The following is a 12,742-nucleotide window of genomic DNA, read 5'->3' as shown; positions in this document are numbered from 1 at the left end:
TATAGGAGCTTATATGTCAGTATATATTCATGGTGGGCTTAGAAGCCCTATAGGTGTGTTAAACGGCCAATATAAAAATACAAGACCTGAGATATTGGGTGCACAATTGATTAATGAGTTGATTAAAGGATATGAAATTAACTCTGTAGATGGTATTTTTTGTGGTAATGCAGTTGGTACAGGTGGAAATATTGGACGATTAATGGGTTTAATGTCTAATTTATCGGTATCGACGCCTGCTGTAACAATTGATATGCAATGTGCATCAGCATTGATGAGTATTGAGATGGCCTATACACATATTGCGTCAGGCGTGATGAATTCTGCTATTGCTGGTGGCATTGAAAGCTCTTCATTACAACCAGACCGAATTTATGCAACTGGAGATAATCGAGACGGTTTATATAAGGTGGCTCAATTTACGCCTCAAGATCGGTCTCCTTTAGCTATGTTAGAAGGGGCAGAAAGAACCATTCATAAGCACAATATAACTAAGGAAGAGTTATATCCATATATTATTGAAAGTCATCAGAGAGCTACTAAGGCTTTAGACAATTCATTTTTGCAATCTTATATAATGCCTTTTTCTATAGATGGAAAAGAGTGTGTAGACGAATGTATTAGGCCAAAGATGAATGAAAAACTTTTATCTAGGATGAAACCATTATTAGGTAAGGGTTCTATTACAAATGCTGGCAATGCTTGTTTAACTCATGATGGTGCTGCTTTTGTATACATATCTAATGAAAAAGGGCCGTTTAGAATTCATAGTATCATGCCTTGGGCTGGAAATCCTCAGTTTAGTCCAGAAGGTGCTCTTGAAAGTACTAAAGCTATTTTAAAACGGACAGAATTGACCATGGATGATTTGGACGTGGTGGAATGGAATGAAGCCTTCGCCATCATTGATGCTCTCTTTGATAAGTCCTACCCTGATCATATGGGGAAATATAATATGCTTGGTGGTGCATTAGCCTATGGACATCCTTATGGCTGCTCTGGGGCTATTTTAGCTCTTCATTGCATGGCTGCTTTAGAATCCTGTAATGGTCGATACGGTTTGTGTGCTATTGCCGGCGCAGGCGGTACAGGAACTGCTTTAATTATGGAACGAATGTAAAATGACAATTATTGAACGTTTACGACAATATAAAGAATTAGATCCTCACAAGATTGCTCTAATTGTAGATGATAAAAAGTATACATACGGTGATTTGTATGATGCTATTTTATCCATAGATATTAATGATACTAGTCGTATAGTAAATGTTGCTCAAACTAAAGAATCACCGAAACATATAGTTGCTTTAATTCAGAGTCAATCATTTGTGGAACAACTTGTACAGTGGTTGGCGGGATTGTATACCGGTTATATTCCTATGGTATGCCATAACGAGATGGATACAGAGTATGTTGAGGAATTGGCTCGTATTATAGCATATAAAGGGGTGGCACCTTTAGCTGACTTTGGTGTACTTACCTCTGGGACTACTGGGCGTCCAAAACCTTTGTGGCGTAGTGAAAGCTCATGGAGAGAGTTCTTTGATATCCAAAACGATATTTTCCATATAAATAAAGATACAAGAATATTCTTACATGGAAGCTTTAGCTTCACTGGTGTTAGTAATATGGTTATTGCTGTACTATGGTCTGGAGGAACAGTTATTACAACGAGTTCGTTGCGCCCAAATCGATGGATACAGCTTATTAAAGAATATCATGTGGACCATATATATGCATTACCAACAAAATTACGATTATTAGTACGTCATTGCAAAAGTAAAGTAGACTCTATTAACTATATCATCGCAGGATCACAAGTACTGGATCGACAGTTGATGGACCAGTTAGAACGAATATGTCCGAACATGGAGTTCATTCTTTATTATGGTGCTTCTGAGCTTAACTATATAACCTATTGCACAGGTAAAGAGTGGCTAGACCGAGAAGGCACTGTGGGCAGGCCATTCCCAACGGTCCGAATTAAAGCAGATGATGGGGTTATATATGTAATTACAAAGTATCATATTGAAGGTATTTCAGATACATATACGGTTAATGATTGTGGTTATATTGATTCAGAGGGGTACCTTATGTTTAACGGGCGACAAGGTGATGTAATCAATAAAGGGGGATATAAAATTTCTATTCCCGAAATGGAATTGTATTTACAATCCTTACAGGGCGTTTCTGAAGTGGCTGTTATTACGATTAATGATGATATACGTGGGGAAGACTTTATTGCTTATATGGTATTAGAGGATATTACTGAATTAAGTAAAATTATAGAAATTATTCATCACGAAAGACCTTCAGTTGAATGGCCAAAAGCAGTTCTAGAAATTCCTATGTTACCACTTACAGAATGCTCAAAAGTTGATAAACGAAAGCTAAAAGAGTGGTATAATAAAGGGTAATCGTTTTTACTGTTATAAGGAGGCATCATGCAGATTAATAAGGCGGCGCTAGAGATTTTCGACTTTACGTCCTCTTTAGCCGTATACTCTGAACATGAATTAAAGGTTGGAGATCAAGCTATACAAGATTATATTGCCAATCATGTAGCTAAGGCGTTCAAAGATCCAGCTGCTAGAACAGGTACCTTGCATGATGCAAGTCCATTTGGTAAACAATTAGTTGATTATAAAAATGGAAATCTCAAGTTTATAGATTTATCTAAGAACTTAGGTGAAAGCTTATTTACCTATATGAAGCAAGCAACGGATTCTGTTGTTATTGATACGATTATCTGTGAAGCTATTACAGATGCATCTTATATCTGTATTCTTTTGTGCCAAGCTCATGATGCTTTTACACATCAACTATTTAGTGAAGATGATGGCAGCTTAGCCACAGAACTTGTTTCTCATAAGGCTGTGTTGCCGATGCCATCACAGAAATTACGAGCTTTTGCATCTATTAATCTACTTGATTTTAGTGTTCGCATTTTTGAACCGAAAGGTGAATTTGATGGTGAAGTATCCTATATTTTAGCCGATAAGGTGTTACAATTAGGTACTAATCAATCCTCTCGAGATACAGTGAAAAAGGTAAAAGCCATTGTAGACAAGGTAGCTCAAGCACACGAGTCGGACGGTATTGTTGAATTGACGACGGCAAAGTCTATGATTGCTAAAAATGCTGAAGTATCTGATACAGTAGATCCTGTTCGTATTGTGGAAGAGGTATTTAAGGCGAACCCCATTCAACAAGAGGCGGCTAAAAAGGAATTAGCTGATGCAGATATGATGAGGCCTTTACCTGTAAACCGTGAGTTTGCTACGAAGGTCGGTGAGCATCACAAAATTAAAACTGACACGGGAATCGAAATTTCATTTCCCGTAGAATATATGAAAAATCGTGAATTCATTGAAATTAAAACTAATGATGATGGAACTTTACGCATTGAATTGAAAAATATTAATAAAATTGTAAATAAATAAGAATAAGGCTATTTCTATTGATATATAGAAATTTATTATATATTGATAAGATTTATTTGTTACGCTAATATATAAGGTGGAATATAGTGAGTAAAGAGAAACATAAAAAAACAAACGCATTACGTATTTTAGACACCCATAAGGTTCCTTATAGTATTAGTGAATATGAGTGGTCTGAAGAGCGGGCAGCAGGTCTTCATGTAGTTGAGGCATTAGGGCTTGATGAAAAACAAGTTTTTAAAACATTAGTTGGTAAGGGCGACAAAACAGGATATGTAGTATTTTGCATTCCTGTTGTAGCTGAATTAGATATGAAACAAGCTGCTCGTGTCAGTCATAATAAGTCTGTAGAGCTTGTTCATGTCAAGGACCTGCTAGGTATTACGGGCTATCTACGAGGAGGATGTTCTCCAGTGGGAATGAAAAAATTATTTCCCACATATTTTGATGCTACTATGGAGCCTCAAGACTTTGTATATGTAAGTGCTGGTCTTCGAGGGATGCAAATGAAGGTAAATCCAAAAGATTTAGCATCTGTTGTTAATGCTGAATTTATAGCACTTACAATGGATCATTAAGAGGTACGTATGGCAAAGAAGTATTATGCAGTTCGTCAGGGTCGTGTACCAGGTGTATATACCACATGGGCTGACTGTGAGAAACAGGTAAAAGGCTTTGGTGGGGCTATCTATAAGTCTTTTCCTACGGAAGCAGAAGCTCGTGCCTTTGTAGAAGATTCAGGTTTATCCTTAAGTGATTTTATGAGCGCTCATAAGAGTGAATCAAAATCTTTGCAAGGGACAAAGAAGATAACTACAAAGGTTGGTACTGACATTAAAAATAAGGTATCCGCAAGTGTGACAAAACCAGATTTTACTAAGCAAAATCATGTAGTTGCTTATATTGATGGTAGTTATAATAAAGGGACTAATACTGTTGGCGCAGGTGGTGTTATCTTCTTGAATGGGACTAGAAAGACTTTTTCCTTTCCCTCTACTGATGAACGATATACGGCTTTTTGGAATGTGTCTGGTGAGCTATTAGCTGCGATGTATGTTATGAAATATGCTGTTGATCATGGTATTCCTGAATGTTCCTTATATTATGATTATATGGGAATTGAAATGTGGGCTACAAAAAGATGGAAACGCAATAATGCACTAACTCAACAATATGCTGCATTTTATGACTCTCTAAAAAATCGTGTGCGCGTACACTTTCACAAGGTGGCAGCACATACGGGCGATACATATAATGAAATGGCTGATGTATTAGCCAAAAAAGGTGCGGGAATTTAGATTTCTCAGAAAGGAGGGTGCTATGAATATATGTGTTACTGGTGGAGCTGGATTTATTGGCTCTCATCTCGTTGATCGATTAATTGGATTGGGGCACAATGTGCTTGTTATAGACAATCTATCTACAGGTATGCGTTCTTTTGTACATGAGTCTGCTCAATTTATTGAGATGGATGTACGGGACCCAAAATTATTATCTGTATTTGAAAGGTTTAAGCCCTCTATTGTATTCCATGAGGCTGCTCAAACTATGGTGCAGTCCTCAATGGAGAATCCGGGATATGACTGTGATGTTAATTTACTAGGGCTAATAAATGTACTTGATGCCTGTCGTAAGGTGAAAGTTGAACAATTTTTAATGCCATCTTCAGCTGCTGTTTACGGGGACTTAGCAGTGTTACCATTGACTGAAGAACTTAGTGGTATGCCATCATCCTTCTATGGGTTAACCAAGCTTACAGCGGAAGGGTATTTGCGTATTTATCGTGAAGCTTTTGGATTAAATACAGTATGCTTTAGATATGCTAATGTATATGGACCACGTCAAGGGGATGGTGGTGAAGGCGGCGTTATAAGTATTTTCAATCGTTTAATTGTTGAAGGTAAGCCTTTAACCGTATATGGTGATGGGGAACAAACAAGAGACTTTATTTACGTAGAAGATGTGGTAGAAGCTAATATTAAGGCTATGGGAAATAATAACTGCACAGGTATTTATAACGTTTCTACCAATACGGGAACATCTGTAAATGAGTTGATTACGCGCTTTAGATCTATTAGTGGTGCCGACTTTATGGTTCATTATGAGGCTGAACGCATAGGTGATATCAAACATTCACGGTTAAGCAATGCAAAGGCGGAACGCGATTTTGGATTTGTAGCGTCTACAACATTAGATGATGGCTTACAAAAAACATTAGAATATTTTAAGGCTCATCATAAGTAAAAAATATAAGGTTTGGGGACATGAGTGATACACAATTTTGGGTTACTGTAGGCGTATGGAATCTAATTGTATTTAGTATGTATGGCTATGATAAGTTATGTGCTATAAAGGGATATGATCGAATTTCAGAGTTTACATTATTATTTTTAGCATTTGCCTTTGGCGGCATTGGTGCTCTATTAGGTATGGTTATTTGGCGTCATAAGACTTTAAAGCTTAAGTTTAAACTAGCTATTCCTATCGCATTGTTATGGTCTGTTTATGCAGTGGGTTTTGGCTATGGTTTGTGGGTAAAATGATTGCATAAACTAATATTTTATTCATTGTTTTATGATATAATGAGTAGAATATTGTACATAAAATGTCAGTAAAGGAGATATTTGATGTTGCGGTTACAATCGGGGTTCGAGTTAGATTACGCTAACATATATAATGAAAGTTGCATACAAGAACGAGACGTAAATAACTTTGAGCGTGCTATACAAAATGTTTGGCGTCATACAAATATTTTGCGTTCTACAGGCTTTGAAGAAGGACATGTTTCTAAGGATGGCTTGCCTGAACCGGTATTGTTTTACCAACTTCCTTATATTTCAGAAGATGGTATTAATACACCTGCAATGTTGAAACGACTTTATGAACTGCGGGACTATGCTCGCCATAATATTGACACAGTTGTATCTGTAGGTATTGGTGGCTCTTACTTGGGTAGTAAGGTTATTTTCGATGTCGAATGTGGTGCGTTTTGGAATAATCTCAGTACGGAAGAACGAAACGGATATCCACGCATGTATTTTGCAGGCTTTAATGTAGATGGTGACTATTTAGCTGGTCTTATTCGCACTTTAGAGTACCAAGCTCAGACAAAAGGATCAGACTATAAGGTGATGCTCGTTATTACATCTAAGTCAGGTTCTACCATCGAGCCAATGGCTAACTTCATGATTTTGGAAAAAGCTTTACAAGATCGTAATATAAATTATGAAGTGGTAGCTGTTACCGATATGTCTGATGATGAACATCCTACAGTTTTACGCTCTATGGCGATAGAGAATCATTGGAAGACCTACAGTATTCCTTATGGTGTAGGTGGTCGTTTCTCTGTATTTACTGAAGTAGGTTTTGTTACAGCTGCTCTCGTAGGATTTGATATTGAAGGTTTCTTGGCAGGTGCAGCTTCAATGGATGCGGCTTGTCAAGAAGAGGATATTTTTAAGAATCCTGCTTTATTAAGTGCTTTACTAAAATATATTGCGTCTGAACGGTACGGTCGTATTATTGAGGTGTTTATGCCTTATGGTGAAGCTCTTCACTCCTTATCTGATTGGTATGTACAACTATTATCCGAATCTTTAGGGAAGATGAGTAATACTTGCTTACCATATGGTCGTACGCCGGTTGCTGCAGTAGGGACTATGGATATGCATGCTCAAGTACAAGAGCATCAAGAGGGCCGTCTTAATAAGGTGGTTCAATTTATTAAGGTTAAGGATTGGAAACATAATCTCGTAGTGCCTAATACACATAGTCAATATGAACGATTGCAAGCACTTGGAAATGTAGGTATTTGTGATATTTTGAATATTGCTTTAGATGCCAATAGAGAGGCTTTATCTAGTGACAATCGCTTTAATATGACGATAACTGTACCAACATTAAATGCATTCCATTTAGGGGAAATCATGTTTATGCATTGTTGGGCTGTTTACTTTGAATCTATTTTTGCAGGTGTAGACGCTTTTGATCAACCAGGTGTTGAAGTTTATAAACGTCTCATCGGGCCAAAATTGGCTCGTGCAAAGGATACACATAATTCATAAGGGGGAACTATGAATATTTTAGTAACAGGTGGGGCTGGTTATATTGGGAGTCACACTGTACGTGCTCTAGAACAATCCGGTTACACACCGATTATTGTAGATAATTTATCTAGAGGGCATGTAGAATCTATTCCTGAAGGGGTTACATTCTACAATATGGATATTGCAGATCCTAAGTTGATAGATATTATGAAAGAGCATCATATCATTGGGGTTATGCATTTCGCTGCCCATTCTCAAGTTGGAGAATCAATGGTAAATCCAGCTATTTATTATGAAAATAATGTAGTTGGCTCCTATCACCTTATTGAATCTGCTCGTACTGCGGGTGTAAAACATTTTGTGTTTTCTAGTACGGCTGCTGTATATGGCGAACCAGAGGTAGTGCCAATTCGTGAAGATGCGCCATTACATCCAACTAATGTATATGGTCGTACTAAACTGATGATTGAAGAAATGTTATCTGATTATAGTTATATTTATGGTTCTACGTATGTTGCATTGCGTTACTTCAATGCGGCTGGTGCGGATCCGTCTGGTATGATTGGAGAAGATCATCACCCAGAAACACATTTGATCCCACTTGTGCTCGATGCAGCTCGTGGTAAAAGAGAACATATAACTGTATTTGGCACTGACTATGATACAGCTGATGGTACATGTGTGCGCGATTATATTCATGTTAATGATTTAGCTGCAGCCCATGTTTTGGCTATGAATTATCTACGTAAAGGCGGCGAGTCCCAAGTATTTAATCTTGGTAGTGGAAATGGCTTCTCCGTAAAAGAAATCATTGAAACTGCAAAAGAGGTTACAGGCATCGATATTCCTGTTCAATATGGTGATCGTCGTGCAGGGGACCCTGGTACATTGATTGCTTCTTCTGAAAAGATTAAAAACTTACTTGGTTGGGACCCTAAATTTAGTAATGTAGCTGATGTTATTAAGGATGCTTGGAAATGGCATACATCTCATCCAGAGGGTTTTAATAGTAAATAAAATGAGCACGAATCGGTTTGATTTGTCAATATAATGAATGACTCTATTAGTCACCTAGGTGACTGGTAGAGTCATTTTTTTGTAGGAATTTAAAAGGACCTCCTAGAAATAGTCTGCAGGAGGTGAATTATGAACTTACAAGATTATATACAACGTATTAAGTTATGGATTAATAAACAGTATTTTATTATTCGGCACTACCGAATTGTAATTATTATTTTTCTTGTAATTGCACTAGGGGTAATATCAGTTGGTATTTTTTATCCTTCTCAGGAGGATAAGGTTCAAATACAATCAGGCCAATTCAATGACGAGGCTAGTGAACAAAGACCAGAAATTTCAAAAGACAAAACGGAGGATACATTTACTAAGAGAAACAATGGTAAATATAAGGGGAAATCTAGTATAGATGGAGTTGATCATAAACCTATAAGTAAAAGGAGCGATGACTCTAATGGTAAGGGACGATTACTATATGATGTGAGTAGTGTAGAGCGTTCTCATCCTTGGCGAGAGGTCTTTAAAAATATTTCTAGTACAGATTTGTTACATCAAAATGATGGGACTAGAGATTTTGATGATGATTATGAGGAAATGGATGATTTAAATAATATGAGCGATGATGAATGGGCGATTGTCAATGGTAATCTATCAAGTGAAAAAAAGGGAGTAAGGAAATATAGACGCACTAAGAATAAAACAATAAGAACAGATAGAAAGAAGCCTAAAGAGCTTAATGGCGATACGACTTACGATAAGATTAATAATTTTAGTAGTGCACGTGTTCCTTCAAAAATAGCTATTAATACTAATTTATCAAGCTTACAAGAACCAATTGAACTGGTGGGCATCATTGAAGGAAATCAAAATATAGCTATTTTACAAAAAGGATCAGAGGAACAGATGGTTACAGTAGGGAGTAGTTGGCAAGGAATATCCATATCTAATATTACTGCAAGTGGTGTAGAAATCATTGAAGGAGGTTCGTCGCGATGGCTAAAAATCGAGTGATCATAAAAATAGTTATATTAATAGTTGCACTAATATATTTTTTATTAGCACAAATGTTAGTTGTAACAGGAAATACTATAGAAGATAAGGTAATAAAAAATGTAGGAAATAATGCAACAAATAATTCAGTAAAGAGCGTAGAACCTAATAAAGATAAAGAAACAATTACAATATCTGTACGCAATGCCTCTTTAAAGGATACTGTGTTAGGTATTTGTCGCAGTTATGGTATATCAGTTATCGGAGTAGAGTCATTAAAGGGCAATATTACGGCAAGTGTAAAAGGAGAGTCTCCAGAAGAGATTATAAAAGAGCTAGGGCGGTTATATCATTTTACGGTAACAAAACAACATAAGACTCTTCTTATTGAATCTGAGGATACTGCACTAGAGAATAGAGAGCTCTATGTAGTTTCTCCTGAACATCTGCCTGCAGAGTCTTTATCAAATATAATGGGAACAATAGTAAAAAATGATAAAATGGCTGTGCTTTCAGAACAAAACGAAGTAATTATGCATTTAACGAGCGGAGAAAAGAGGCGTGTAGAAACCCTAATCAATGCAGTTGACAAGGAACCTAAACAAGTACAATTAGAAGCAACCATCATTGCTATGGAACAATCTTATGCAAAAGAGCAAGGGTTTAGATGGTCATGGCTCAGCTTGACTGGACATGGAGAAGATAAGACTAATTCCTATGGGGCTGTTACCTTTGGTAAAACACCAGGCGGTGAAGCTTACAAATTTTTTGTAAAACCTGAGTTAAGTTTGATGGAAAGTTCAGGAAAAGCGGTTCTAATCGCTAAACCATCCATTATGGCCCTCAATGGTGAGACTGCACATATATTAATAGGTGAACGTATCCCTGTTATAGAAGAGTCAGAGGTGAATGGAGAGCGCAAGCGATCTACTCGCTATGAAGAGGTGGGGATTAAGTTAAACTATACTCCTATTATTACCGCTAATGGCGGTGTAGACGCAAAAATACATGCCGAGGTAAGTACACCGATTATGGTTTCGGAAATGAAAGCTTATAAAATTAGTACGCGGCAAGCACATACAAGAGTGCGTTTACAACCAGGAGAGGTACTTGTTATAGGCGGTCTTATGGATAATCGCGATCAGCACCAAATACAAAAGATTCCTATATTAGGAGATATTCCGTTATTGGGCAAATTATTTCGTCATAGCAGAAAAACAAAAGATTCTGTAGAGATGTTGATGTTGGTACGGGCAACTGTGGTATAATAAAGGATAAATGATTAGGAGGTTGTGAATGGAACGCATTCGAATGATAGGCCTTGGAAAATCATTTGGGGTGCGCCAAGTATTTTCCAATGTGTCCTTTGAGATAAAAGAAGGTGATCGCCTAGCTTTAGTAGGTCCTAATGGGGCTGGGAAATCGACCTTATTAAAATGCATATTAGGCTATGAAGATCTTGATGAAGGTAATGTAGTTAAGTCGCCTGTTGCAAGCATTGGCTACTTACAACAAGATGTAAATCTTGGTGATGATAGTTTAGCTACTGAGATTGAAAAGGCATGGGCTGATGTACATGCATTGGAAGAACAATTTAAAGAACTTACTACACGCTTAGAAACAGAAGCAGCTAGTGAATCTGATTTACAACGCTTAGATTATTTACAAAATCGCCTTGAATGGTTAGGTGGCTATGATTACGAGCAAAAGACTAAGCGCATCATTTATGGTCTTGGCTTTACTGATGAGGATTTAGATAAACCAGCAAGCGCTTTTTCTGGTGGTCAAAAGACTCGAATTAATTTAGCTAAAGCATTGGTACGGCGTCCAGACTTTTTATTTTTAGACGAACCAACTAACCATTTAGATATGGACATGTTAGAGTGGCTTGAAGGGTATTTGTCTGCCTATCATGGTGGGATTCTCATTGTCAGCCATGACCGTTATTTCTTAGACCGTATTGTCACTGGTGTTGTAGAATTGGATAACCATAAGGCTACAACTTATCGTGGTAATTACAGTCGTTATATTCAGCAACGAGATGAACGGTTGAAAGCGGATATGGTAGCCTATGAGAAACAACAGGAGTACATCAAAAAGACAGAGGCTTATATAGATAAATACCGGGCAGGTATTAAATCTAAAATGGCTCGTGGTCGTCAGTCTCAATTGAATCGTTTAGAACGACTTGATGCACCGGTAACTTCACATCATTTACAATTTTCTTTTCCCCCTGCTGCGATGAGTGCCGATAAGGTTCTTGTTCTAGATCATTTATCAGTAGGATATGGTGAAGATCCTATAATTGATGATATATCACTCGTAGTACGACGTGGAGAATCAGTAGCCCTTATTGGACCTAACGGGGCTGGTAAATCGACACTCGTAAAAACTATAGTAGGTGAATTATTCCCTGAGAATGGTCACGTAGATATTGGTAACCGCGTACAAGTGGGATACTTCTCACAAGAGCATGAGGAATTACATGATTCTTGGCAGGTAGTAGAAGAGGTTATGAACCATTTTAACTATACTGAAGAAAAAGCCCGCAATGTATTAGGCTCATTTCTATTTAAAGGGGATGATGTATTTAAGCTAGTAGGAGACTTATCCGGTGGTGAGAGAGCTCGGTTAGCATTGTTAAAATTATTCCTTCAAGGAGATAATTTCCTTATCTTAGACGAACCGACAAACCATTTAGATATTCCAACGCGTGAAATTGTAGAAGAAGCATTACAACAATTTGAAGGTACTTGCTTTATTATTTCTCATGACAGATATTTTTTGGATCAAGTTTCTACAAAAACCATTGTTCTAGATGATGGAAAAATTACTGAATATCTCGGTAATTACTCGTATTACAAAGAAAAGTTAAAAGAACAGGAAGATTTGTTAGCCATAGCTAACGAGCAAAACTTAGAAAACAGTGTTAGTGATAATAAACATACTTCTATTAATGAACCTATACTTTCAGTAGAAGAATCTATAGAGGCATCGCAGAAGAAGCCGAACGCCTATATGATAGAAAAGCAATTAGCTGAGGTGGAATCTGAAATTGCTCGATTAGAAGCAACTATGAAAATGTATGAAGTTCAATTAGCTAATCCTGTAGTACAGCAAGATTTAGATGAAATGTCCAAAATTTCCATACAAATTGAATCTACACAAAGTGAGTTAGATACATTGTATGAGAAATGGGAACGATTATCTGAATAACTTATAATAGTATATATTATTATAGAGTTA

At 37.1% G+C, this 12,742-nt stretch carries 12 protein-coding genes; all 12 read left to right on the top strand.

Annotated elements, in window-relative coordinates; translation table 11 throughout:
- The first annotated feature begins 13 nt into the window (after positions 1–13).
- A complete protein-coding gene (locus VEIS1202513_RS05930) occupies positions 14–1,120 on the top strand; it encodes a thiolase family protein (RefSeq protein ID WP_213467001.1) in 1,107 nt (368 codons plus the stop codon).
- Position 1,121: 1 nt separating this feature from the next.
- The gene (locus VEIS1202513_RS05925; protein WP_213466999.1) at positions 1,122–2,417 is read left to right on the top strand and encodes an AMP-binding protein; all 1,296 of its coding nucleotides are present in this window, start codon (positions 1,122–1,124) and stop codon (positions 2,415–2,417) included.
- A 27-nt stretch (positions 2,418–2,444) separates the two neighbouring features.
- Complete coding sequence (locus VEIS1202513_RS05920; RefSeq protein ID WP_213466998.1) at positions 2,445–3,443, top strand: nucleoid-associated protein; 999 nt, start codon at positions 2,445–2,447, stop codon at positions 3,441–3,443.
- Between the two features lie 86 nt (positions 3,444–3,529).
- Positions 3,530–4,021 (top strand): Cys-tRNA(Pro) deacylase, encoded by a 492-nt coding sequence (gene ybaK / locus VEIS1202513_RS05915; RefSeq protein ID WP_213466997.1) that lies wholly within the window; start codon positions 3,530–3,532, stop codon positions 4,019–4,021.
- A gap of 9 nt (positions 4,022–4,030) precedes the next feature.
- Positions 4,031–4,741, top strand: coding sequence for a ribonuclease H1 domain-containing protein (locus tag VEIS1202513_RS05910; protein ID WP_213466995.1), 711 nt, complete (start codon positions 4,031–4,033; stop codon positions 4,739–4,741).
- A 22-nt stretch (positions 4,742–4,763) separates the two neighbouring features.
- A complete protein-coding gene (locus VEIS1202513_RS05905; RefSeq protein ID WP_213466993.1) occupies positions 4,764–5,687 on the top strand; it encodes an NAD-dependent epimerase/dehydratase family protein in 924 nt (307 codons plus the stop codon).
- Between the two features lie 20 nt (positions 5,688–5,707).
- Complete coding sequence (locus tag VEIS1202513_RS05900; protein WP_213466992.1) at positions 5,708–5,986, top strand: DUF1294 domain-containing protein; 279 nt, start codon at positions 5,708–5,710, stop codon at positions 5,984–5,986.
- 84 nt (positions 5,987–6,070) lie between these two features.
- A complete protein-coding gene (locus tag VEIS1202513_RS05895) occupies positions 6,071–7,507 on the top strand; it encodes a phosphoglucose isomerase-related protein (RefSeq protein WP_213466990.1) in 1,437 nt (478 codons plus the stop codon).
- Between the two features lie 9 nt (positions 7,508–7,516).
- Complete coding sequence (gene galE, locus VEIS1202513_RS05890; RefSeq protein WP_213466989.1) at positions 7,517–8,506, top strand: UDP-glucose 4-epimerase GalE; 990 nt, start codon at positions 7,517–7,519, stop codon at positions 8,504–8,506.
- 129 nt (positions 8,507–8,635) lie between these two features.
- On the top strand, positions 8,636–9,517 hold the full coding sequence (locus tag VEIS1202513_RS05885) for a hypothetical protein (RefSeq protein ID WP_213466988.1): 882 nt from the start codon (positions 8,636–8,638) through the stop codon (positions 9,515–9,517).
- Positions 9,499–10,764 (top strand): type II secretion system protein GspD, encoded by a 1,266-nt coding sequence (locus tag VEIS1202513_RS05880; protein ID WP_213466986.1) that lies wholly within the window; start codon positions 9,499–9,501, stop codon positions 10,762–10,764. The genes VEIS1202513_RS05885 and VEIS1202513_RS05880 overlap by 19 nt, the downstream gene beginning before the upstream one ends.
- Before the next feature lie 28 nt (positions 10,765–10,792).
- A complete protein-coding gene (locus VEIS1202513_RS05875) occupies positions 10,793–12,712 on the top strand; it encodes an ABC-F family ATP-binding cassette domain-containing protein (RefSeq protein WP_213466984.1) in 1,920 nt (639 codons plus the stop codon).
- Positions 12,713–12,742: the final 30 nt, after the last annotated feature.

The sequence above is a fragment of the Veillonella orientalis genome (assembly GCF_018406505.1).
Taxonomy (GTDB): domain Bacteria; phylum Bacillota; class Negativicutes; order Veillonellales; family Veillonellaceae; genus Veillonella; species Veillonella nakazawae.
Note: the sequence above shows the minus strand (reverse complement) of the source record. Positions and strands in the feature narration are given on the sequence as shown.